We start from the raw sequence: 24,142 nt of genomic DNA on the forward strand, positions 1-24,142 counted from the left end.
GGCTCTTGCGGGCCGGTGGACGAAGGAAGAATGATGACCGACAAACCCCTCGCCGATCAGATCGCCCTCGTCACTGGCGCCAGCCGCGGGATCGGCGCGGCAACCGCAAAGGCGCTGGGCGCAGCGGGCGCGCATGTCATTCTTACCGCCCGCACCGCCAAGGATCTGGAAGAGGTCGAGACCGCGATCTTCGACGCTGGCGGCAGCGCGACGATCGCGCCGCTCGACCTGACCGAAACCGACAGCATCGCGCGGCTTGGCGCGGCGATCGGCGAGCGCTGGGAAAAGCTCGATATCATGGTACTCAACGCCGGGATGCTCGGCAGCCTCGCGCCGGTCCCCGCAATCGATGCGAAGGAACTGGCGCAGGTGCTGACGCTCAACGTCAGCGCACAGGCAGCGTTGATCGCCGCGTTCGACCCGATGCTGCGCAAATCGCCGCGCGCCCGCGTGCTCGGCATCACCTCCAGCGTCGGGCGCAAACCGCGTGCATTCTGGGGCCTTTACGGCGCGTCCAAGGCGGCGTTCGAAACGCTGATCGCGGCCTATGGCGACGAGATGCAGCGGATCAGCTCGATCCGCACCGCGATCATCGATCCCGGCGCGACCCGCACCAAGATGCGCGCGCGCGCCTATCCCGGTGAGGATCCCGCGTCGGTCAAGGAACCGGCAGTCGTGGCGGACCGGATCGTCGCCTTGATCGTCGAGGATTTCGACACCGGGCATTTCGAACGGGTCGACTGACTCACCGATCCGGCGAGGAGGTTACTTCCCCGCCGCCTCGATCACCTGGAGCTGGAATACCGCCCGTTCGGTCTTCAAATCGTCGCCGGTCGCCCTGGGCCAGGCGCCCGACACCGCGATGACGATCTTCTTGGCCGGGTCGATGAAGATGCTTTGGCCGAAAATCCCCTGCGCGCCGAAATAGCCATTGGGATAAGTCCACCATTGATAGCCATAGCCATAGGCCGGTGAGGTCGTGACCTGCGCGCGGGTCGCATCGGCGAACCAGCCATCGGGCACGATGCCCTTGCCGCCGTCGAGCACCAGCTGGCCCATCCGCGCATAGTCGCGCAGCGAGACCGACAGGCAGCAACCGCCGATTTCCTGGCCCGACTGATCGATCATCCAGAACGCGTCGCGCTCCATGCCATAGGGCTTCCACACCTTCTCGCTGAGATAGGTCGCCAGCGGCTTGCCCGTCGCCTTGGTCACCAGCACGCCAATCAAATTGGTTTCGCCGGTCTTGTAGACCCATTTCTCACCCGGCGGCGTTTCGCGCGGCAAGGTGCGCATATAGGCGATTGTCGGATCGACACCGGCCGGCACCGGCTTCGCATACATCGTCGCGACATCGGATTTTGGATCGGTGTAATTCTCGTTCCATCTGACGCCCGAGGTCATCGTCAGCAGCTGCGCGATGGTCACGCCATCATAACCGCTGCCGGCCAGTTCCGAGATGTATCTGGTCACCGGCTCCGCAACCGATTTGATATAACCATCGCGGATCGCCGCGCCGACCAGGGTCGAGCTGAACGATTTGGCGACCGAGAATGACGTATAGCGCCCCTTGGCGGAATAACCGCGGGCATAGCGTTCGAGGCGGATCTTACCGTCCTGAAGCACGATCAGCCCGGCGACATTCTGCCCCGCCATATAGGCGTCGATCGTCGCGGCATCGAGCGGCAGGGGCTTGCCTTGCGGTAATCGATGGACCTTGCCACCCGCCCTGGCGATGTGACCGGGAAAGAGCTTTTCCATGGTCGGGAAATTCTGGTCGCGCTGCGCCTGCGACCAGAACAGGATCGTCGCGCCGGCACTGCGCAGTTTATCCGGGTCACCGGTCGACAGGCGGACTTCGGGCGATTCGACCGCCTGCGCATTGCTGCGCTCGACATGGGTTGCGGCCCCCGCCAGCGCCACCGCGCCCAATATCGCCAGCCGCCGCATACTCGCCTCTCCTTTTATCGTTTTACCAGTGTCACTTGTACGACATCGATCCCGCCGCCGCGAAACCCGCCTTCGCAGTACATCAGATAATAGCGCCATAAGTCCACGAATTCATTGTCGAATTCAAGCGGAAGTCTTCCCGCCTCGACCGCCGCATCGAAATTCACCCGCCAGCGCCGCAGCGTTTCGGCATAATGCTGGCCGAAACCGACACGGTCCTGCCAGATCAGGCCGTTGCGTTCGGCAAGTGCGCGAAAGCGGCTTTCGGACAACAGCATACCGCCCGGAAAAACGAAGCGCTGGATGAAATCGACGTTGCGTGCATAGCTCTCGAACAGCGCGTCATCGATGATGATGTACTGGATCGCGGCACGACCCCCGGGTTTCAGCGCACGGGCGATGGCATGAAGATAGGCCGGCCAATATTGCTGCCCGACCGCTTCGACCATCTCGATACTGACCACCGCGTCATAACTGCCGGCGACGTCGCGGTAATCGGTCAGCGAGACGCTGACCCCGCCCAGCTCGGCATCGGCCCCGGCATTGACGATGCGCTGCTCGACCATCGCCTTCTGTTCCGCCGAAAGCGTGATGCCATGGACCTTGCGCCCCGCTCGTGCGGCGAGTTCGGCGAACGAACCCCAGCCACTGCCGATTTCGAGGATCGTATCGCCCGGCCGGGTCCCCGTCCGGTCGAGCATCGCCTGCAGCTTGGCCGCCTGTGCCACCTCGAGCGATTGTGCCGGGTCGATCGGCTCGGCGAACAACGCGCTCGAATAGGTCATGCCGGGGTCGAGCCACAGGCTGTAGAAATCATTGCCGAGATCGTAGTGGAATTCGATGTTGCGGCGCGCGCCGGCCTTGTCGTTGCGACGCAGCCAATGGCCGATGCGCCGCGTGAGGCGCGACAGGCCGCCGGCCCTTGCCGTGTCGCCCAGCGACTGCCCGTTGCGCATGAACAGGTCGAACAGCGGCACCGGATCGGGGCTCGACCATTCCCCCGCCGCCCAGGCGCTGTACCAGCCGGCCGACCCGTCGCGGATCAGGCGGAGCAGCGCCCGCCAGCTGCGCAGGTCGACGATCGGCACCGGCCCCGGCGCCCGCCCGCCGAGCAAACGTCGCGTGCCATCGGGCAACGACGCCTCGATCGCGCCGTGCTCCAGTCCCTGGTCGATGCGGTCGAGGATGCGATGAAAGGCCCACGAAAAGCGATTGAGCAGCCAGCCGCCGCTCCCCTCCTCGCGTCCCCCTACGCCACGCTGCTTCCGCGCCCCGAACCGGCGCCCCCTGTTTGGCACGGTTACGTTCATATGCGCAGCCTCATGCACCCGGCGCGGGGCGGCGAAAAGCGATTCTTGGAGGGCGCCGTCACTTCGCCTGTCTGGCTGCCGCAAGCGCGCGTTCCCGCGCTTCCCGATGGCCGATGATCTTCGCCGGATAGGTTTTCGGCCGGCACCCGGACTCGTCGGGATCATGGATGGCGTCGTCGCTCAACCCGGCCAGTTCGGGCACCCATTCGCGGATATAGTCCGCGGCATCGAACTTCTCCGACTGGCTGAGCGGCGCCATGATGCGCACGAACATGTTCGAATCGATCCCGGTGCCGGCGGTCCATTGCCAATTGACGCTGTTGCTGGCGTAATCGGCATCGACCAGCGTATCCCAGAACCATCGTTCCCCGGCGCGCCAGTCGATCAGCAGATGCTTGATCAGGAACGACGCCGCGATCATCCGCACGCGGTTGTGCATCCAGCCGGTGGTCCAGAGCTGGCGCATCCCGGCATCGACGATCGGATAACCGGTCATACCCTTCTGCCACGCTCGCAATTCGGCATCGGCGGCCTTGCCTGTTCGCCATTCCAGGCGGTCGAGCGCCGGCCGGCCATTGGTTTTTCCATAGTCGGGAAATTGCAGGATCACATTCTGCGCATAGTCGCGCCAGGCGATCTCCTTGAGGAAGGTCGTCGTATCGCCTTTGGCCTTCACAATGCGGTGCCACACCATCGACGGCGAGATTTCGCCGAAATGAAGATGCGGCGACAGGCGCGAACTTCCCTCGTCCGATGGCAGATTGCGCGCGGTGTCATACGCGGCGGCAATGGGTACGAAATCGTCGAGCCGTTCGCGCGCGCCATCCTCGCCCGGCGTCCATTCCTTGGCGAAGCCAGTCGCCCAATCGGGCTTGTGCGGCAACAGGTCGAAATCACCGAGCGCATCGCTTTTCGGCCAGTGATCCGGTGTCGGGATCGCGTGCGGCATCGGCGCGGGCGGCGGCGGCGGCATATGTGCGTCAAGCGCGCGCCAGAACGGCGTGTAGATCTTGTACGGCTGCCCCGCCCCGGTCGTCACCACACCCGGCGGCAACAGGTAATTGCCGTCATGACGGACGAGGTCGAGCGTCCTGGCGACGACCATCTCGGCATTGCGCCACCATGGTTCGTAATGACGCAGGCAGTGGACCCGCGTCGCGCCGGTTTCCTTCGCCAGTGCGGACAACACCTCATCGGCTTTCCCCCGGCGCAGGATCAGCCGCGATCCCTTCGCGCGCAGATCGGCGTCGAGCGACTTCAGGCTATGATGCAACCACCAGCGTGACGCGCCACCCATCCGGCGATGCTTCGGTGTGTCGTCGTCCAGGATATAGACCGGAATGACCGGCCCCTCATGGGCGGCGGCGATCAATGCGGCCTGATCGTGCAGACGCAGGTCGCGACGGAGCCAGAGAAGTGAGGTCACCTCGCTCCTCCCCGGCACGGGGAGGGGGGCCGTTCGCCTTCTTCAGGCGAATGGTGGAGGGGGTGGGCCGGCAGCGTTACGCGTGCGGAGAACCCCCTCCACCATTTTGCTGAAGGAGCAAAACGGTCCCCCTCCCCGTTCCGGGGAGAAGCAAACGAATTACATCGCATGCGGCTGTTTTTCGACCTGCCAGGTCTGGCCCTGCGACAGCAGCTTCTGCAGGTCGGGCTTCTTGCCTTCCGACGCCTGCTTGTTCTGCGCGACCACGGCGCTTTCGAAGGTCGGTGCGGGATCGTTGTAGATCACGCCGAGCGCAACCGGGAAGGTCCCGAGCGGCAGTTCGACCAGCATGTGCGCGACCGCGCGGTTGGTCTGGTCGTGAACGATGACCTTCGCCGCGGCCCAGTCGCCATCGACGACATCGACGATCTTCAGCACCAGCCGCTCCTGATCGAGCGCAATACCCCTAGTACCACCGGCGAACAGCAGCGGCTGACCATGCTCGACCCACAATTGCCCGGCTTGCGCCTTGTCCTTGTCGGTGAAGCTGGCGAACACATCGTCATTATAGACGATGCAATTCTGGTAGATCTCGATGAAGCTCGCGCCCTTGTGCGCATGCGCAGCCTTCAGCACCGACGGCAGGTTCTTGTTCACATCGATCGCCCGGGCGACGAAGCGCGCACCCGAACCAAGCGCGAAAGCGCAAGGGCTGGCCGGCCGATCGACCGAACCGAACGGGGTCGAAGGGCTGCGCGTGCCGACCCGGCTGGTCGGCGAATATTGCCCCTTGGTCAGGCCATAGATCTCGTTGTTGAACAGCAGCACCTGGCAATCGAGATTGCGGCGCAGCAAATGCATCGTGTGGTTGCCGCCGATCGACAGCGCATCGCCGTCACCGGTGATGATCCACACGTCGAGATCGGGATTGGCCAGCTTGACCCCCGTCGCCACCGCCGGCGCGCGGCCATGGATGGTGTGGAAGCCATAGGTCTCCATATAATAAGGGAAGCGCGACGAGCAGCCGATGCCGCTGACGAACACCGTGTTTTCCGGCCGCACGCCCAGTTCCGGCATGGTCCGCTGCACCGCCTTCAGGATCGCATAATCGCCGCAACCCGGGCACCAGCGCACCTCCTGGTCGGTTTCCCAGTCCTTGGGCGTGGTCTTCGCGATGGGGGTCATGTCGTTCATCGGTCTTCTTCCTGTTTTCCCTCTCCCATCGGGAGAGGGAGGGGCCCATCGCGTCAGCGATGGGAGGGTGAGGGTGACAGGTGTTAATCGCCCTCACCCTTCCGCCGCTTACGCGGCTCCCTCCCTCTCCCGCCGGGAGAGGGATTTAGTTCAGCGCTTCCTCGATCGCCGCTTCGATCTCGGAAATCATGAAGGGTTGGCCGGAAATCTTGTTGAGCGGCCTGGCATCGACCAGAAACTGGTCGCGCAGCACCGTCTTGAGCTGGCCCGTATTCATTTCCGGCACGATGATCTTCTCATAACCCTTTAGCAAGTCGCCGAGATTTGCCGGCATCGGCCAGATATGGCGGATATGGATATGGCTGACGTCATGGCCCTTGCGACGCATGCGCCGCACCGCCTGATGGATCGGCCCAAAGGTCGATCCCCAACCGACGATCGCCAGCTTGCCCCCGGCCTCGCCCAGTTCGACCTGCTGGTCGGGAATGGCGATGTTCGCCACCTTGTCGCGGCGGATCTCGGTCATCTTCTGATGATTGGCGGCGCCATATTCGATATTGCCGGTACCGATCTGCTTTTCGATCCCGCCGATGCGGTGGAGCAGGCCGGGCGTACCCGGCTTGACCCACGGTCGCGCCAGCTTCTCGTCGCGCGAATAGGGCAGGAAACCACCCTCCGGCACATGGTCGAGATAAGTCACCGGGAAGGGTGCGTAGGTGCTCATGTCGGGCACCTTCCACGGCTCGGCGGCGTTGGCGATATAACCGTCGGTCAGCAGCATCACCGGGGTCATATATTGCACCGCGATGCGCACCGCCTCGATCGCGCAATCGAACGCATCGGCGGGCGATCGCGCGGCGATCACCGGCATCGGCGCATCGCCGTTACGGCCATAGACCGCCTGATACAGGTCGGACTGCTCGGTCTTGGTCGGCAGGCCGGTCGACGGGCCGCCACGCTGCGAATTGACGATCACCAGCGGCAATTCGGTCATAATCGCGAGCCCCATCGCCTCACCCTTCAGCGCAATGCCCGGACCCGAGGATGAGGTCACTCCAAGCTGCCCGGCATAGGAAGCGCCGATCGCCGATGCGATCGCGGCGATCTCGTCCTCCGCCTGAAAGGTCGTGATGCCATATTCCTTGAGCCGCGAAAGGTGATGCAGGATCGCAGAGGCCGGGGTGATCGGATAGCCGCCGAAGAACATCGGGACATCGGCCAGCTGCACACCCGCGACCAGCCCGAGCGAAATCGCCTCCGCGCCGGTGACGGTGCGGTAAAGCCCCTCCTCCGCCGGTGCCGCGGCGATATGATGCTGCCTGAGCCCCGCGTCCCCAAGCCCGACCCCGGCGAGCTCGGCCGTCTCGCCATAGGCATGGCCGGCATTTAGCGCGGCGATATTCGCTTCGGCCAGCACCGGCATCTTGGCGAACTTGCTCTTCAGCCAGTCGATGATCGGCTGGCGGTCGCGATCGAACATCCAAAGCGAAAGGCCGAGCGTCCACATATTCTTGCAGCGCAGCGCCTCCTTGTTGCCGAGCCCGAACGGCTTCACCGCGTCGAGCGTCAGTTGCGAGATGTTGAACGCAAGCAATTGCCATTTGGCCAGGCTGCCGTCGGTCAGCGGACTGACCTCGTATTTCGCCTTGTCGAGGTTACGCTTGGTGAACTCGCCCTCATCGGCGATGATCAGGCCACCGGTCTTCAGCGCATCGACATTGGTCTTCAGCGCCGCCGGGTTCATCGCGACCAGCACATCGGGCGCATCGCCCGCGGTCTCGATCGCGGTCGATCCGAAATTGATCTGGAAGGCGGAAACGCCGAACAACGTGCCTTGCGGCGCGCGAATCTCGGCGGGAAAATCGGGGAAGGTCGCAAGATCGTTGCCCGACAGCGCGGTCGACAAGGTGAACTGGCCACCGGTCAACTGCATGCCGTCGCCCGAGTCGCCAGCGAAACGAACCACGACGGATTCTGCCAGCGGGTGGGCGGACGCCTCTTCGGGTGTCACCTCATGAACGGCGGTCGCCATTGTCATCATCCTGCAAACTTTGATGTGCGCCGTCTAGGCCCGCAACGCTTGGCACCCAAGGTAGAAAATGCGCGGGCGTGTGCAACCGCTTCTTTTCAAAGGCCCGTCCCAGACCGAGGACCGATGCGACATGCCGCCGCGCGACTTCCATCGCATCCACGCCATAACCGCCACCGACCGTGCTCGCGAGCGGAATGGCGCGATCGATCGCCAGGCCGGCAACCAGCGACTCGCGGCGTTCGAGCCCCGCCAATGACAGACCGAGGCGACCAAGACGGTCATCCGCGAACGGATCGACCCCGGCCTGATAGAGGATCAGGTCGGGCCGGAACGCGTCCAGCATCGGTTCCAGCGTCGTTTGCAGCGCATCGAGATAAGCATCGTCCCCGGTTCCATCAGGCAGCGGCACATCGAGCGTCGAGCGAGCTTTCCGCACCGGAAAATTCTTCTCGGCATGAATCGAATAGGTCGCGATGTCGGGTCGGCCCGCGGTCAGTGCCGCGGTGCCGTCACCCTGATGGACATCGCAATCGACGATCAGCACGCGCTCGACGATGCGTTGCTCGGTCAACCGGATGGCTGCGATGGCAAGATCGTTGAACACGCAAAAGCCCGCGCCCGTGTCGGCCAGCGCATGATGGCTGCCGCCCGCCGTGTTGGCGGCAAACCCATGGTCGAGCGCCAGCGTCGCCGCCAGCCAGGTGCCACCGGGCACGACGGCGGCGCGGCGTGCGACCAGCGGCGTGACGGGAAAGCCGATGCGCCGTTCCTTGACGGCCGGGACTCGTGCCTCCAGCACCTCCGCGACATAATCGGCGTCGTGCGCCGCCTCCAGCCACTCGACCGGCATCGGCTCGGGCTGAAACCATCTCAGATCCGCATCGCTATCGCGCAGCAGGTCACGGATCAGGCCGTTCTTGTTCCACTGATAAGTGCTTCGCGCCGGTGCCGGCGCGACATAATCCGGGTGATGGACGAGCGCGATCATGCCCCTTAGGTAAGCGCGAACCCCGGGCTTCGCCATGCACCCGGAAGATGTGGAGACGTCGCCAATGCCCGCCCCTTTCGTCAGCGCCCCCTTCGTCCGCCCTGATGTGCGCGGCTTCCTCACCTATCTCAACAATGTCCCCGGCCCCAAAATGCACGAGCTGGATCCGCCCGCGGCACGCGCCGTCTATGTCGCGATGAAGGATGTCGCGGATCTCCCGCTCGGCACCCTCGCGACGATCGCCAACCTGACGATTCCAGGGCCTGCCGGCGGTATCCCGGCGCGGCTGTTCGACGCCCGCGCATCGCGCGAACCGGGCCCGGCGGTCATGTTCTACCATGGCGGCGGCTTCGTGATCGGCGATCTCGACAGCCATGCGAGCTTCTGCGCCGAGATCGCGCGCACGCTCGACTTGCCGGTCGTCGCGGTCGATTATCGGCTCGCGCCCGAACATGCCTGGCCCGCCGCCCCCGATGATTGCGAAGCCGCCGCGCGCTGGGTGGCGGAAAGTCCCGCCGAGCTCGGCCGTTCGGTCACCAGCCTGATCGTGTGCGGCGACAGCGCGGGCGGCAATCTGTCGATCGTCACTGCTGTGGCGCTACGTGACACGCCCGCCAAGGTCCCGGTGATCGCGCAATTCCCGATCTATCCCGCGACCGATTCAAGCCGCGAGCTTCCCTCCTATAGCGAGTTCGGCGAAGGCTTTCTGCTCACCCGCGAGAGCATGGAATGGTTCGACGCCGCCTATCAGGCCGAACGCACGCATATCCGCGCCTCACCACTGGTCGGCGATCTCGCCGGCCTGCCCCCCGCGCTGGTGATGACGGCGAGCCTCGACCCGTTGCGCGATCAGGGCCGCGCTTATGCCGGTGCCCTGATCGCGGCCGGCGTGCCGACCGTCTTCCGTGAAGCGGTCGGCAACGTCCACGGCTTCGTGACGCTGCGTCAGGCGATCCCCTCGTCACAAGGCGACGTCGCCGGCGCGCTGGCCGCATTCAGGACCATCATCGCCGAGGCGGAAGCGAACCGCGTCATGGCCCAAGCCGCGAGTTAAAAAATCCTCCCCGGCACGGGGAGGGGGACCGCGAAGCGGTGGAGGGGGCGGGCCGGCAACGTAACGCTTGGGGGAGGATCGCCAGTTTCGACACGACCATAGCATAGCGGATAGCCGAACCCGATCACACCGATCTCACCGGGACAAAATCATGACCGACCCATCCACCCTGCCCTACCGCCCCTGCGCCGGAATCATGCTGCTCAACGCCCAGGGCAAGATATTCGTCGGCCAGCGCATCGATTCAACGCTTGAGGCGTGGCAGATGCCGCAAGGCGGAATCGATGACGGCGAGGACGCCGAACAAGCCGCGATCCGCGAGCTGGCTGAGGAAACCGGCATCACCCCCGACAAGGTCGAGCTGATCGCGACGATCGACCACGATCTGTTCTACGACTTGCCCGAGGACATGATCGGCAAGGTGTGGAAAGGAAAATGGCGCGGCCAGCGCCAGCGCTGGTTCCTCTACCGCTTCCTCGGCAAGGACGGCGATGTCGACATCGCGACGAAGCACCAGGAATTCCGCGCCTGGCGCTGGGCCGACCCGGCCGAACTTCCCGAGGTGATCGTCCCGTTCAAGAAAGCGCTTTATGATGAAGTGCTGGCTGGGTTTGCGGGTTATTTGGCCTAGGACTGCTCGACAGCATCGCTTTGGCGTGTTCTGCGCAGATACTGACCTCCGGCAATCGCTCTCGATCAGGCCGTAATAGAGAATTGCCTGCACTGGCCATACTCCCACTTGGAGCACCCGCCGAGCGACCCGATCGTCGCGATCGATCTACACCATCTCGGATCGAATGACGGCTGAATCCGAAGGCGCTTGCTTTCTTAATCCCCGCAGTGATGATGTCGGCAACTCGGGGGGAGGGGCAAATGACCGTATTAGTAGACAATGACTTTGCGCGCTTTGGTGCGAAGAGCTACGCAATTAATAAAATAAATAGCGTCGAGGTTCGAGAGCGACAGCCTCACGGCATAGGCGGTGCAATTGTGGCCGGTATTCTGGGCATCTTATTTCTCCTGAGCAGTTTGGGGGCTATGGCATCACCGCAGGGTGCCCCGGTCACAACGCTTGTAATTGGACTGGCATTGCTCGCCATTTCCTATTGGCAATGGCAGCGCACCAAGATTCGGGAATACCTCCTTTTTCTCATGACAAGTTCATCGGAAACGCAAGCGTTCGTTACACGAGATCAAAGTGAGGTGAACGACCTTCGATTTAAGATCGAGAATGCCATGGTGCATCACTCTCAGGGTGCAATTCGTCAAGCTTAACGACACCAGAAAAAGAGAGCCATGCTCCATCTTTTTCTTATATTCTTAGCTTCTGTAACAACGGTAATTCACGCATGTAAATACGCATCCGAAGTAAGGACGTTGTTGCACGTGTCACCGTAACAGCATAGCCTCGCGTCAATTGTCCGTATTGCTCTGTCTGCTGTTGTGGGTGCATTGTTTTGACGATGAGAGGATTGATTGGATGGACGGATGGGAATACCTTGTGCAGCAATACCTCTGCCTAGATCGGCGAGTTTTTTTAAACCCTCAATACCAAGTCGGCGGCGCGGACTGGTACGGCCGTCCTGACTTTCTCGCTATTGATTTTACTAATAAGACAGTCTGGATGATTGAGGTTTCGACTGCCAAAAGCAGTTTTTCGGCCAAGGCCGCACAGTTCTCCACCGAATATGAGCCTCGGATACGATCACAGCTTGTAGAAATGGGCTTCGATCTGAAGGCATGGACTATACGAATCTGGTTTTTTACGTCTGAGCAGTATGAGAAATGGGCGCGCGGCTTGCTGGCTAAGGAAGGACTTGATTATGCCAGATTGACTACTCTTGAAACGGTCACCTCCGGGCTACTCAACGGAAGTGCATGGCAAGACCGATCTGATCAGGTCCTCAATAGGAGCGGACCAGAGTCCACGATATGAGTATTTTTGAACCGCTCGATAGTTATAAATTCCAAAGCAAATGGGTAACTTGGTTCAGTATTCCGGGGAGGATATTTCTTTGGGTATTTTACATGTTTCCGAGTGGCGGATTTATCGGTGTTGCCTCCTCCAGTCGACATGCGAGGAGTCCTATTATGGCTATCGCCTATTCGGTCGGCTTTTACCTCGTTATGTCCGGAGCCATAGCGCTAACCGTGCTATCGTGATTCTCGTCTAGCAGGCTTTTTGCGCAACGATTAGCCTTAATCCAATAGGCAAGGGCTGCAACGACAACGCAGCTTAAGCCCGCTACAACTAGTGGTAGCGGTATACCTTTATCGGGAATGATCTTAGCGTGTGGCCAAACAACTTTGCTGCCCGCTATCCCTAAAATCCACGCAACAACGGCCCATCTCGCAGCAGCACGTTGGCTGACTCGCTTTATCCAATTGGACTGACGCGTCTCGATACCAGCATCGATCACGCCCCACTCATTTGTAATTTCTGTCTTATCTTCCGTGAGGCTTTCAATCCTCTGGTTCAGCGTTCGTCCAAGAGAACTCCTTCCGTCGAATAGGCCGTCGTATTGCCGCCGAGGTATTTCATTTTCATCACCCTGCTGGAGTAAAGCCTCGATTTCCGCCTCTTTTTTGCTCTCGCTACGGGTTAGCCTCGTTAAGTTTGCCACCTCTGATGAAGTCGCAAAACGTGCCGACGCAGATCGCCGAAATGCTGATGAAGCACCTCTCATCTCGGTGACGACCCATGCAACAACTAGAATTATGGGAGCAATTATTGCGACAAAAAATAGGGCACCGAACAACATCAAAGCAATTATCTCTCCTCCGCCTCCCGAGCGATTTTGCTTTGCCATGTTTTCTCACCCCTTGCCGGTAGTTGATTATGATTACGGTGTGATTACGGTGACGTTGCGTAATTGAGGTAGCCATCCTCCTGCTAGATGGGGAGTCGCCTGGCAGGTGCTCCAAGGCAGGAGGATGACCGATGACGATTTATGCTGGTTTGGACGTTTCTGACAAGATGACGCACATTTGTGCGGTGGACAGCGAGGGCAGGATCAAGTGGCGCGACGTAAATTACGAATTACGGTGGAATTACGGAATTAATTACGGTTATAATTACGGTGACAGTTTACTTAACCCCTAAACCCTTTGGTGCCGGCCCTCGCTTCGCCGGGGCAAGCGTCCTGCCGGTGCGCGTCTCCAACGCGGCGATCCAGTCCGCGTCACCGACTGGCCGGCCGATCGTCTCCGCCCGGCGCAGCGCAGCATAGGCGGATGCCTCATCGATCTCGCCACCCAGGAATGCCGCGAAATCACCGACCCGCTCCAACCCTGGCGCGACCTTCACCAGCGCATCGTCCTGGCCCGCAAGATGCGCCGCCACGCTCGACCAGCGCCAGTCCTTCGCTCGCTCGACCAGCCGTGCTCGCACCGGATTAAGGCTCACGTAGCGCAAGGCATGTGCCAAATGCGCGTCGTCCATCGCCACCGACCCGAACCGCCCCTGCCACAAATGCCCGGTCCGTCGTGCGCGCGCATTGATGAAGCCGGTATAGCGTCGATGCAGATCGCCAAAGGTGCGCCTGAGCCCGTCCTCATCTGAGGGCACGACGATCGCATGGACATGATTGGGCATCAGGCAATAGCCCCACACCTCGACATTCGCTCGCTCGGCGGCTTCGGCGAACAGGTCGAGATACAGCGCATAGTCGCCCTCCTCGAAGAAGGTCGGCTGGCGGCCATTGCCGCGCTGCGTCACGTGATGCGCGAGACCGGGGACGACGAGGCGGGACAGACGGGCCATATGCGAATGCTAGGCTAGTTTGGGGGTTAAGTAAACTGTCACCATAATATGCCACCATAATATGCGCTCCGAACAGTAATGAGAATTTAACGCGCTCGGCGATTATGATCGCCGATGCGACCCAAAATCCTCATCCTGCTTGGGCTCCTGCTGAGTGGCTGCATCGCCCACCTTTCGTCGGACGTCCTTGCTGATTTGGCGGTCAACCGGCAATGGGTCACTAATGCCGATGGCTATGTGTTTACCGTCGGTTACTTCAGCGCTGAGCAAGCGCTTTCACCCGCATGGGAGAATAGGCGGTGGGAAAGCCGCAAGACGGCAAGCATTTGTCAGCAGGAGCGCATTGTCGCACGAGACGTCCGATGGTTCGGTCCAATCGCACCGGGAGAACCGCGATGCGCCGCGATTATATACAGTGTGTCGTGTCCGCATCCCGGTCCGGCACGGAGAAATGCATTAGAATATGGCCGGCGGCAGGCGCTGCTGGAAGACCCGATATGGCCTCCGACACCCGGCTGTGGCGAAAAAAGCCGCGCTAAATTGCTGGTGCCTTTGACCCCGGTCCCGGCTCCGCTCGGAGCGGATATATCGGAGCAGGCAAATTGCCGATCTTTACCGGATATCCAATCCGGAAAATTCAATCTGCGCGATGTAAATTACGTCCACACTCGGGCGCTGGTCTCACCTGCCTTCCTCGAGACCTTTCGCGTACCGTTTGACGGCAAAGCCGCGGCGTTCGTTGTGACCGCCGCTACCTTTGAAGGAAAGGTCCATATGGTGGTCGTGAAGCGTACGCTTCCAGACGATGGAAACAACATGTTCATCGAGCAGGCATTCGCATCGGATTCGCAGGGCGTCTGCATCACCCTGACCGCTCGTCAGGGCGATGCCAATTGGCGCAAAACGGTGCGGGGAGATTTTCAACCGCAACCGGAACCCACGAAATCCCGCATTGTCGTGCCCCTGAATCAAGATGCCTTGGCGAGGATGCTTCAGCTCGACCTCGCAGACCATCTGGGCATCGAAACTTCCAAGCTCAGGCGACCGCCATCTAGCAAAGGAGTATTCGTCATATCGTGATCTTGGTGCGGCATTACGGTGCATGACAGCTTACTTAACCCCCACACCCCAGTTGCCACCCGGACGCTCAGCACATAAATCACCCAAATGCCCAACCCTTCGTCCAGCCCCTCCCCACCCCCAGTCGCGATGGACGCGCTCAGCCAGGTCCTGCAGGACTTCCGCCTGAGCGGCGTCAACTATGGCCGCTGCGAACTCCGGCACCCCTGGAGCATCGGCTTCCCGCGTCAGGACCTGCTGCGCTTTCACTTCGTCAGCAAGGGGCCGTGCTTCATCCACACCGAAGCACAGGGCTGGCAGCCACTCAATGACGGCGATCTGGTGTTGTTGCCGCAAGGCATCGCGCACCGCCTGGCCAGTTCTCCCCATGTCGTGAACGACTGCCTCAAGGAATGCCAGGTGGTCGGACTGGGCGGCAATGTCTGTGAGGTCGTGCGCGAAGGAACCGGCGCGACCAGCACGCTTTTCTGTGGCTCCATGGCGCTCGACGCCTATGCGCTTCACCCCCTAATCAACCTGATGCCGCCACTCATCAAGGGTTGCGACGTTGCCGCCAATGATCCGATCATCGGCCCCTTGCTGGAGGCCATGACGGTGGAGGCGTCGCAACCGCGCATGGGCAGCGCCACGATCCTGTCGCGCATGGCCGATTTGCTCACCGCACGGCTCATCCGCTGCTGGGTCGATTGCACCGGCAGCTCGACCACCGGCTGGCTCGCCGCGATCCGCGACCCCCATCTCGGCCGCGCCCTCGCGGCGATGCACCGCGACCCCGGCCATGGCTGGACGCTCGAAAACCTCGCCGCGCTGGCCGGCCAGTCGCGCTCGGTCTTCGCCGATCGCTTCGGCACGGTCCTTGGCGAAGGCGCGGCGCGCTATCTCGCACGCCTGCGCATGCAGCTCGCGCGGGAATGGCTCGGCCAGGGCGCCCTGTCGGTCGCCGAAGTCGCCGGTCGCCTGGGCTACCAGTCGGAGGCATCGTTCGCCCGTGCCTTCAAGCGCATCACGCGAGTCTCGCCGGGCGTTGTGCGGCGCACAAATTCCGGACGAACGGACATGGAATTCGGATTATAGGATACAGATAATCCGGATACGCGCACTTATGTAGAGCCCCAATTCAGGAGGTTCTTCATGTCGGATACGATAGCCCTGCAACTCGGCGCGGCGACAGACGATAACAGCCCCGCAGCCGTCGATACATGGGACATGGCGACCTGGTTCGCGGTCCTGTCGATGGCCGCCGCCAGCTTCGCTTTGGTCTCGGCCGAATTCCTGCCCGCCGGCCTGTTGACTCCGATGGCGCGTGATCTCGGCGTGAGCCAGGGCGTCGCGGGACAAGTCGTCACCGCCACCGCATCGGTCGGTGCGGTGACCGCATTGTTCAGCAATGTGCTGATTGGCCGGCTGAATCGCAAGACCGTGCTGGTCGGCCTCAGCGCGCTGGCGATCGCCTCCAACATACTTGCCGCACTGGCGACCGATTTCTGGATCTTGCTGCTCGGCCGCGCCGGACTTGGCATCGCCTTGAGCGGCTTCTGGGCGCTGTCGGTCGCCGTCGTGGCACGCGTGGCCGGCGTCAATTCGATCGGCCGGGGCATGGCGATCGTCACGCTTGGCGTCTCGCTCGCCACCATCGCCGCGCCCGCGCTGGGCGCGTTGATCAGCGACTGGCTCGGCTGGCGCGTCGCGATGGCGATGACTGCGGGGCTGGCCGCGCTCGCCATGCTGCTGCAGGCGCTGAGCCTCCCGACCTTGCCCGCGACCACCAGCAACAGCCTTGCCGATGTCCTGCGCCTGACGCGGCGGCGCGGCATCCAACTCGGCATGCTCGCCATTGTCTTGCTGATGACGGGGCATTTCGCCGGCTCCGTCTATGTCCGCCCCTTCCTCGAACAGGTGACACATTTGGAGACGGTCCCAATCGCCCTCGCACTGCTCGGGTTCGGCATCGCCGCCGTGGCCGGCAATGTGGTCGGTGGCCGCCTGGCCGATGCGAATATCCGCATGGCCCTGGTGACCACCAGCGCGCTGATGGGGCTGGCGGCCTTCGCCCTGGTGCTCGCCGGCGCGCATGTCGCGGTCGCCTTCATCTTCGTGACGCTGTGGGGCTTCGCGTTCGGCATGGCGCCGGTGGTGCTGCCGACCAACCTGTCCCGCGCCGCGCCGGACGCACTGGAAGCGACGGGCAGCCTGATGGTCGTCTCCTTCCAGGTCGGCATCACCATCGGCGCGGTGATCGGCGGCTATGCCGTGGACACATATGGCGCCATCGCCCCGCTGACCCTCACCGCCATCCTTGCCGCATCCACGCTCGTTCTTGCGCTGCTCCAGCGCCGAACGTGACCGACTGACCAGTCGGACGCCTCGCTTGGCGGAGGCTTGTTGGAAATAATAATATCGTTATTATCCAGTTAGATATTGTGAATTCCTCACACGAGCCCAGCGCCGGAGATATGGAACGACCGGTGTAACATATCTCCCGCAGCGTCTGTCGATCGACCGATTCAAACCCAGTCGAAGCCCCGCTATCCGGGCAGCATGGAAACGCGCCCCTCGACCTTCAAACCCGCTTATGTCCGTCAGGCGAAGGAGCTCTACGCCCAGGGCCTGACCGATCGCGAGCTTGCCGCCGTGTTTGGCGTCTCGCGCACCACCATCTTTCGCTGGCGTGCCGCTTACCCGGAGTTCGCCGAGGCGACGAAGCTCGGCAAGGAGGTGGCCGACGACCGCGTCGAGCGTGCGCTGTACGAGCGCGCAATCGGTTATGAGGAGGAAGCGGTCCGCGTCTATCATCCGACCGGCGCCGAGGAGCCGGTGATCGTGCGCTACAAGCGCGAAGTGCGTGCTGATACCGCCGCGGCGCTGCAATGGCTGCGCGCCCGCCGTCCCGCAATCTGGGCTCGCCCCATGCCGCCGCCCGAGGAAAAGGAAGATTGGGCCGAGGAGATGCGCAAGGCGGCGGAGCGGGTCGAGAGAATAACGTCGCCCGAATACCGTACGGAACCCCATCATCATGCGCGGAAATAAAGACGTGGTCGACACCGCTGCCACCGACACGCTCGCCGCGAAAATGCTCGGCTACAGGCATAACCCGCTCGGCCATGCCGCCTTCGCCTATCGCTGGGGTGAAGGCGCGCTCAAAGGCGTCGCCGGCTCACGCGTCTGGCAGCATGACGTCATGACGGTCATCAAGACCCATCTCGAAGACCCCACAACCCAATACACCCCCTGCCGCATCGCCCGTGCCTCGGGCCACGGCATCGGCAAGTCCGCGCTCATCGCGATGCTGATCAAATGGGGCCTCGATACCGGCATCGACACACGCATCGTCGTCACCGCCAATACCGAGAACCAGCTGCTCACCAAGACCGCGCCCGAACTGGCGAAGTGGTCCAACCTCTCGCTCACCCGCGACTGGTTCCGGGTCGGTACAGCGGCGCTCGTCTCGACCAGTCCCGGCCATGACAAAAGCTGGCGCGCCGATCTCGTCACCTGGAGCCTGACCAATACCGAGGCATTCGCCGGGCTGCACAATCAGGGCAAGCGCCTGATCCTGGTGTTCGACGAAGCCAGCGGCATTCCGGCCAGGGTGTGGGAAGTCGCGCTCGGCGCGCTGACCGATGAGCAGACCGAGATCATCTTCCTCGCCTTCGGCAACCCGACCAGCAACTCCGGGCCTTTCCGCGAATGCTTCGGCGCGCACCGCCATCTGTGGAACACAGCGCAAATCGACAGCCGCAATGTCGAGGGCACCAACAAGGCCTATCTCGACGAACTGGTCGCGACCTACGGCGCTGACAGCGACATCGTGAAGGTTCGTGTGCGTGGCCAGTTCCCATCCGCCTCCTCGATGCAGTTCATCGCCAGCGACCTGGTCGATGCGGCGCGCGTGCGTGACTTCCACAATTTGCCGACCGACCCGCTCATCTTCGGGCTCGATTGCGCGCGCTTCGGCGACGATCATTCGACGCTGGCGATCCGCTGCGGCCGCGACGCGCGCAGCCGCCCGTGGAAGCGCTGGTTTAAGACCGATGCGATGACGCTCGCCGGCGATGTCGCGCTTGCCGCGCAGATCCACCGCCCCGATGCCATCTTCGTCGATGCCGGCAATATCGGCGCGGCCGTGGTCGATCGCCTGCGTCAATTGGGCGTCGAGAACGTCCATGACATCTGGTTCGGCGGCAAGGGCGCGGACGCCGTCTGGGCCGGCGACATGCGCGTCAGGACCGCCAACAAGCGCGCCGAGATGTGGACCAGCATGCGCAACTGGCTCGAAAACGGCGCCATCCCCGATGATGATGCGCTCGCGACCGACCTGACCGGCGTCGAATATGGTTATTCCAGGGACGACGAGATCCAGCTCGAGAAGAAGGAACATATGAAGGCGCGCGGCCTCGCCTCGCCCGATGACGCCGACGCGCTCGCCCTCACCTTCGCCGCACCGGTCATGCCGCGCGACACGCTCTACTGGCCCGACCCCCAGCCCCATCAGCGCCCGTTAAGCGAGGAAGGGGAATGGGAACGCACCTACCGGGATATCAGAGATGACGGACAATAAATCCTCCCCGGCACGGGGAGGGGGACCAGCGAAGCTGGTGGAGGGGGCGTGCCGGCAACGTCACGCCTGAAGAGGGAACCCGCCACAAACGTTACGCTTGTGGAGAGCCCCCTCCACCATTCGCCTGAAGAAGGCGAACGGTCCCCCTCCCCGTTCCGGGGAGGAGCTGGATGAGCCCCGCCGCAAAACCTCTGCGCCACCGCGCCTCCTCGCCAACCCAATCCTTCCTAAACCCAAAGAGACCACCAGAATGACCCACCCCAACGATCAAACGCCCCGAACCGGCGATATCATGTTGATGCAAACGGTTCCGCAAAAGCACGTGAGACGCTATGCGCAACCGGTGCGCATCTTATTGACCCTGCTCGCCGCCCCGCTCCTGCTCGGCAATGTCGATCCGGCATCGATCCCGCCTCAGGTGAAGGCGATGCTTGATGCGGCGATCGCGTCCGGCAACGAAAGTGAGGTCGCGACGATCGTCAAATATGCCCGCAACGCGGCCCCGGACAGCGCCGATGCGATCGTCGCGATCGCCGATGGCTGGCGCGCCGAACGCCGCGCGAAAGCGGTGGAAATGCTGCGCGAGGCGGGACCGTTCGATCTGTGGAAAGGCCGGGCCGAGATCGGCGGTTATCTGACCACCGGCAACACCGAGAATATCGGTATCAGCGGCGCCTTTGACTTGCAGCGCGAAACGGTACGCTGGCGCCACAAGGTCCGCCTCGCCGCCGATTATCAGGAGAGCCTGGGGCTGGTCAGCCGCGAACATTATCTCGCCGCCTATGAACCCAATTTCAAATTCGACGATCGCGGTTACGTCTATGGCGCGGCGCAATATGAAAGTGACCGCTTCCTCGGCTATACCGACCGCTATTCCGCATCGCTCGGTGCCGGGTACAGTGCGATCAAAGGCCCGGGCATGACGCTCGATGTCGAGCTTGGCCCGGCATTCCGTCACACCAGTTTCACCGACGCGACGATCGAAAGCAGCGTGGCCGCGCGTGGCTCGCTCGACTTCGACTGGAAGCTTTCGAAAGGGCTGACGCTCAGCCAGGACGCCTCGGCCTATATCCAGCATTACAACAGCAGCGTGACCGGGACCACTGCACTCAATGCCCAATTGATCGGGCCGCTTGCCGGCAAATTGTCGTACAGCGTGCAATATGAAAGCATGCCGCCGATCGGGCGCGTCGGCACCGACACGACCAGCCGGGCCTCGCTCGTCTACAGCTTCTGACCGCATCGTCGCCCGTCCCGGTTTCAAATCGGCCCCGGTTTCAAATCGTACCAGAGGCGGCTAACACGCTGCCGATGAACCGACTGTCCCCCGCCGAAACCGCAGCGATCGACCTGATCCACCAACAGCCGATGCTGGCACAGGTCGAGGATTGGGCAGCGATCAACAGCGGCACGCGCAATATCGCGGGGATGGCGGCAATCGGGGCGAAACTCGCCGACGCGTTTTCGGCGCTGCCGGGGCAGATCGACATGATCGAGGCCGACCCGGTCGAAAGCGTGGGCAGCGACGGAATCGTCTCACCGCTCGATCATGGCCGGCATCTTCACCTCACGGTACGGCCCGACGCGCCGGTGCAGATGTTGTTCACCGGTCATATGGACACGGTATATCCGATCGATCATCCGTTTCAGCAACTGACCTTTCGCGACGATGGCACGCTCAACGGGCCGGGCGTGGCCGATATGAAGGGAGGCCTTTCGCTGATGCTCGCCGCGCTGAAAGCGGTCGAGGCATCGCCGGTCCGCGAGCGGATCGGTTATGAGGTCGTGATCAATTCCGACGAGGAAACCGGGTCATTCTCCTCGGCCGGCCTGCTGGCGCGCGCGGCGCGCGGCAAGGTGGCGGCGTTGACTTATGAACCCGCCTTGCCCGACGGCACGCTGGCCGGTGCGCGCGGCGGCACGGGCAATTTCTCGATCGTCGTACGCGGCCGCAGCGCCCATGCCGGCCGCAACCCGGAGGACGGCCGCAACGCGATCGTCGCCGCCGCCGATATCGCCTTGCGCCTGACTCAGGCGCGTGGCCCGCGCCTGGCGGTCAACCCGGCGCGCATCGAGGGCGGCGGGCCGAACAATGTGGTGCCCGACCTCGCCATATTGCGGGTCAATTTCCGCCCCGCCACGCTCGACGAGATTACACGCGCCCGCGCGCATATCGACAGCGCGGTGGCGATGGTCGCGGCCGAACATGACGTCAGGATCGAGGTCCATGGCGGGTTCAACCGGCCACCCAAACCGATCGATGCCGGCGCGGCCAAATTGTTCGGGCTGATCAAGAGCACCGGCGCCGATCTCGGCCTCGATATCGCCTGGCAGCATTCGGGCGGCGTGTGCGACGGCAACAACATCGCCGCCTGCGGCGTGCCGGTGGTCGACACGATGGGCCCGCGCGGCGGCGCGATCCACTCGGCGGACGAATTCCTGATCATCGACAGCCTGACCGAGCGCGCCGCGCTGTCCGCCCTTACCATCATGCGCATTGCCGAACGGGGACTATCATGAGCTTTCGCATCCGCGCCGCCGGCGATCGCGATCTTCAGGCATTGTATGAAATGGCGAAGCTGACCGGCGGCGGCTTCACCAACCTGCCACCCGACCGCACATCGCTGCAGATCAAGCTCGATCGCAGCAACCAGGCCTTCGCGCGCGACGATGATGTGCTCGGCGACGACCTGTTCGTGCTCGTGCTCGAGAATGTCGAAACCGGCGAAGTGCGCGGCACGTGCCAATTGTTCAGCCAGGTCGGGCAGCGCTTCCCTTTCTACAGCTATCGGCTCAGCACGCTGTCGCAACACAGTAAGGAGCTCAACCGGACCTTCCACGCGGAGAATCTCGCGCTGACCACCGATCTCGAAGGGGCGAGCGAGGTCGGCGGCCTGTTCCTCCACCCTGGCGAACGCGCCGGTGGGCTCGGCATGCTGCTCGCACGCAGCCGCTATCTGTTCATCGCCCAGCATCGCGCGCGCTTCGCCGAACGCATCCTGGCGGAGTTGCGCGGGATCATCGACGAAGCAGGCGGTTCGCCCTTTTGGGACGGGCTTGCCGGGCGTTTCTTCGGCATGAATTTCCAGGACGCCGATCAGTTCAATGCGATCCACGGCCACCAGTTCATCGCCGACCTGTTCCCGCAGCATCCGATCTACACCGCGATGCTGTCGGAAGGCGCGCGCGCCGCGATCGGCCTGCCGCATCCATCCGGCCGCGCCGCGATGCGCATGCTGGAGAATGAAGGCTTTGCGTACGAACGTTATGTCGACATCTTCGATGGCGGCCCGACCATGACCACCAAGACCGACAATGTCCGCACGATCCGCGATGCGGTGACGACAAAAATTGTCGCGATCGACGAGGATGGCGGCGACCAGGCACTGGTCGCGACCGGCCGGCTCGCCGATTTCCGCTGCTCGCATGCCCGTATTCGCCCAAGCGGCGACGGCATCGCGGTCGATCCGGCCTGCGCAAAAGCGCTCGACATCGGGCCGGACGCGATTGTCAGCTATGCGGGGCGCGTTTGATGCTGACCGAGATCAATTTCGACGGCCTGATCGGCCCCAGCCATAATTATGCCGGTCTCAGCCACGGCAACCTTGCCGCGACCAACAATGCCGGCAAGGTGTCGCAACCGCGCGCCGCGGCGCTGGAGGGCATTGCCAAGATGCGCGCCAATATCGCGCTCGGCTTGACCCAGGGCATCCTGTTGCCGCTGGCGCGCCCCGATCATGGCTGGCTGGATAGCCTTGCGACCAATTATGCCGAGGCAGCACCGCATTTGCAGGCGCAGGCGCTGTCCGCATCGGCGATGTGGGCGGCCAATGCTGCCACCGTCTCCCCGGCGCCCGACACGGCCGACGGCCTTTGCCATCTGAGCGTCGCCAACCTCGTGACCATGCCGCATCGCAGCCATGAATGGGCCGGCACGCTCGCTCAGTTGCGCGTTGCATTCGCCGACCCCGGCTTCGCGGTTCACGGCCCGGTTCCGGCACCGTTCGGCGACGAGGGCGCGGCCAACCATATGCGGCTCTGCGCTAAGCATGGCGGGCCTGGCGTCGAGGTGTTCGTCTATGGCGTCTCCGGCGGCCCTTTCCCTGCGCGCCAGCACCGTGAAGCCAGCGCGAGCGTCGCTCGTCGGCATCGGCTGGATGCGGCGCACACGCTGTTCGTCGCCCAGTCGGAAGCGGCGATCGCCGCCGGCGCGTTCCACAACGATGTCGTCGCCGTCGCCAATGAACGCGTGCTGTTCGCGCACGAACTGGCGTTCGCGGACAAGGATATGTTCTACGCCGACCTGCGCAAGCGCTTGCCCGAGGTCGAGATCATCGAAGTGCCAGCCGCCCGTATAAGCCTGGCCGACGCTGTGTCGTCCTATCTGTTCAACGCCCAGCTCGTCACGCTGCCGACCGGCGGCATGGCGCTGATCCTGCCCGAGGAAGCGCGCGATAACCGGGCCGTATGGACCTGGCTGCAGGAGATGGTCGCCGGCAACGGACCGATCCGGCATCTCGAAGTCGTCGATGTTCGCCAGTCGATGGCCAATGGCGGCGGCCCTGCCTGCCTGCGCCTGCGCGTGGTGTGCGATCCGGTCGCGGTCGACCCGCGCTTCCTGGTCGATGATGCCAGGCTCGACCGCATTGCAGCCATCGTCGCGACGCACTGGCCCGAACGGATCGACCCGTCGATGATCGCTGACCCGGCGCTGATCGGCACGATCGAACGCGCGCGCATCGCCCTGCTCGAAGAGCTCGGGATTGTCGGATTAATTGACAGGTAAC

The 24,142-nt window shown here is 62.9% G+C and carries 22 protein-coding genes; 14 read left to right on the forward strand and 8 right to left on the reverse strand.

Features of this window, described 5'->3' with window-relative positions:
* The first annotated feature begins 33 nt into the window (after positions 1–33).
* Complete coding sequence (locus ACVWZA_RS06525) at positions 34–744, forward strand: SDR family NAD(P)-dependent oxidoreductase (protein ID WP_457310357.1); 711 nt, start codon at positions 34–36, stop codon at positions 742–744.
* A gap of 21 nt (positions 745–765) precedes the next feature.
* Here the strand turns inward: ACVWZA_RS06525 and ACVWZA_RS06530 are convergent, their stop codons facing one another.
* The 6 genes from ACVWZA_RS06530 to ACVWZA_RS06555 form a co-directional block, all read right to left on the reverse strand.
* Positions 766–1,950, reverse strand: a complete 1,185-nt coding sequence (locus ACVWZA_RS06530; RefSeq protein WP_457310358.1) for a serine hydrolase domain-containing protein — start codon at positions 1,948–1,950, stop codon at positions 766–768.
* A gap of 14 nt (positions 1,951–1,964) precedes the next feature.
* Positions 1,965–3,260 carry a class I SAM-dependent methyltransferase gene (locus ACVWZA_RS06535; RefSeq protein ID WP_457310359.1) on the reverse strand — a complete coding sequence of 432 codons (1,296 nt, stop codon included), beginning with the start codon at positions 3,258–3,260 and terminating at the stop codon, positions 1,965–1,967.
* Positions 3,261–3,318: 58 nt separating this feature from the next.
* The gene (locus tag ACVWZA_RS06540; RefSeq protein WP_457310360.1) at positions 3,319–4,686 is read right to left on the reverse strand and encodes a cryptochrome/photolyase family protein; all 1,368 of its coding nucleotides are present in this window, start codon (positions 4,684–4,686) and stop codon (positions 3,319–3,321) included.
* A 159-nt stretch (positions 4,687–4,845) separates the two neighbouring features.
* Complete coding sequence (locus tag ACVWZA_RS06545) at positions 4,846–5,880, reverse strand: 2-oxoacid:ferredoxin oxidoreductase subunit beta (RefSeq protein ID WP_457310361.1); 1,035 nt, start codon at positions 5,878–5,880, stop codon at positions 4,846–4,848.
* Positions 5,881–6,025: 145 nt separating this feature from the next.
* Entirely contained in the window at positions 6,026–7,912 is a 1,887-nt protein-coding gene (locus tag ACVWZA_RS06550) for a 2-oxoacid:acceptor oxidoreductase subunit alpha (RefSeq protein ID WP_457310362.1), read from the reverse strand.
* Positions 7,893–8,900, reverse strand: a complete 1,008-nt coding sequence (locus ACVWZA_RS06555) for a histone deacetylase family protein (RefSeq protein ID WP_457310363.1) — start codon at positions 8,898–8,900, stop codon at positions 7,893–7,895. Before ACVWZA_RS06555 ends, ACVWZA_RS06550 begins: the two co-directional genes overlap by 20 nt.
* 64 nt (positions 8,901–8,964) lie before the next feature.
* Between ACVWZA_RS06555 and ACVWZA_RS06560 the strand changes: the two genes are divergently transcribed.
* The 4 genes from ACVWZA_RS06560 to ACVWZA_RS06575 all read left to right on the forward strand — a co-directional run bounded on the left by ACVWZA_RS06560 (position 8,965) and on the right by ACVWZA_RS06575 (position 11,890).
* Positions 8,965–9,954, forward strand: a complete 990-nt coding sequence (locus ACVWZA_RS06560; RefSeq protein ID WP_457310364.1) for an alpha/beta hydrolase — start codon at positions 8,965–8,967, stop codon at positions 9,952–9,954.
* 151 nt (positions 9,955–10,105) lie between these two features.
* Complete coding sequence (locus tag ACVWZA_RS06565; protein WP_457310365.1) at positions 10,106–10,585, forward strand: RNA pyrophosphohydrolase; 480 nt, start codon at positions 10,106–10,108, stop codon at positions 10,583–10,585.
* Positions 10,586–10,827: 242 nt separating this feature from the next.
* Positions 10,828–11,229 (forward strand): DUF6232 family protein, encoded by a 402-nt coding sequence (locus ACVWZA_RS06570; protein WP_457310366.1) that lies wholly within the window; start codon positions 10,828–10,830, stop codon positions 11,227–11,229.
* Between the two features lie 205 nt (positions 11,230–11,434).
* Positions 11,435–11,890, forward strand: coding sequence for a hypothetical protein (locus ACVWZA_RS06575; RefSeq protein ID WP_457310367.1), 456 nt, complete (start codon positions 11,435–11,437; stop codon positions 11,888–11,890).
* Positions 11,891–12,071: 181 nt separating this feature from the next.
* Here ACVWZA_RS06575 and ACVWZA_RS06580 read toward each other — a convergent pair whose 3' ends face one another.
* On the reverse strand, positions 12,072–12,764 hold the full coding sequence (locus ACVWZA_RS06580; RefSeq protein ID WP_457310368.1) for a hypothetical protein: 693 nt from the start codon (positions 12,762–12,764) through the stop codon (positions 12,072–12,074).
* Between the two features lie 278 nt (positions 12,765–13,042).
* Positions 13,043–13,717 carry a transposase gene (locus tag ACVWZA_RS06585; RefSeq protein ID WP_457310369.1) on the reverse strand — a complete coding sequence of 225 codons (675 nt, stop codon included), beginning with the start codon at positions 13,715–13,717 and terminating at the stop codon, positions 13,043–13,045.
* Positions 13,718–13,831: 114 nt separating this feature from the next.
* Here ACVWZA_RS06585 and ACVWZA_RS06590 point away from each other — a divergent pair, with 114 nt between their 5' ends.
* The 9 genes from ACVWZA_RS06590 (at position 13,832) to ACVWZA_RS06630 (ending at position 24,141) form a co-directional block, all read left to right on the forward strand.
* Positions 13,832–14,797 (forward strand): hypothetical protein, encoded by a 966-nt coding sequence (locus ACVWZA_RS06590; protein ID WP_457310370.1) that lies wholly within the window; start codon positions 13,832–13,834, stop codon positions 14,795–14,797.
* Positions 14,798–14,884: 87 nt separating this feature from the next.
* On the forward strand, positions 14,885–15,871 hold the full coding sequence (locus ACVWZA_RS06595; protein WP_457310371.1) for a cupin domain-containing protein: 987 nt from the start codon (positions 14,885–14,887) through the stop codon (positions 15,869–15,871).
* 57 nt (positions 15,872–15,928) lie between these two features.
* Positions 15,929–17,140, forward strand: coding sequence for an MFS transporter (locus ACVWZA_RS06600; protein ID WP_457310372.1), 1,212 nt, complete (start codon positions 15,929–15,931; stop codon positions 17,138–17,140).
* A gap of 195 nt (positions 17,141–17,335) precedes the next feature.
* The gene (locus ACVWZA_RS06605) at positions 17,336–17,824 is read left to right on the forward strand and encodes a helix-turn-helix domain-containing protein (RefSeq protein WP_457310373.1); all 489 of its coding nucleotides are present in this window, start codon (positions 17,336–17,338) and stop codon (positions 17,822–17,824) included.
* Positions 17,811–19,355, forward strand: coding sequence for a terminase (locus tag ACVWZA_RS06610; protein WP_457310374.1), 1,545 nt, complete (start codon positions 17,811–17,813; stop codon positions 19,353–19,355). The genes ACVWZA_RS06605 and ACVWZA_RS06610 overlap by 14 nt, the downstream gene beginning before the upstream one ends.
* A gap of 343 nt (positions 19,356–19,698) precedes the next feature.
* Positions 19,699–20,592 (forward strand): DUF481 domain-containing protein, encoded by an 894-nt coding sequence (locus ACVWZA_RS06615; RefSeq protein WP_457310375.1) that lies wholly within the window; start codon positions 19,699–19,701, stop codon positions 20,590–20,592.
* A 74-nt stretch (positions 20,593–20,666) separates the two neighbouring features.
* Complete coding sequence (locus tag ACVWZA_RS06620) at positions 20,667–21,875, forward strand: hydrolase (RefSeq protein WP_457310376.1); 1,209 nt, start codon at positions 20,667–20,669, stop codon at positions 21,873–21,875.
* The gene (locus ACVWZA_RS06625; protein WP_457310377.1) at positions 21,872–22,888 is read left to right on the forward strand and encodes an arginine N-succinyltransferase; all 1,017 of its coding nucleotides are present in this window, start codon (positions 21,872–21,874) and stop codon (positions 22,886–22,888) included. Before ACVWZA_RS06620 ends, ACVWZA_RS06625 begins: the two co-directional genes overlap by 4 nt.
* Positions 22,888–24,141 carry an N-succinylarginine dihydrolase gene (locus ACVWZA_RS06630; RefSeq protein ID WP_457310378.1) on the forward strand — a complete coding sequence of 418 codons (1,254 nt, stop codon included), beginning with the start codon at positions 22,888–22,890 and terminating at the stop codon, positions 24,139–24,141. Before ACVWZA_RS06625 ends, ACVWZA_RS06630 begins: the two co-directional genes overlap by 1 nt.
* Position 24,142 lies beyond the last annotated feature (1 nt).

The sequence above is a fragment of the Sphingomonas sp. UYAg733 genome, from assembly GCF_054057355.1.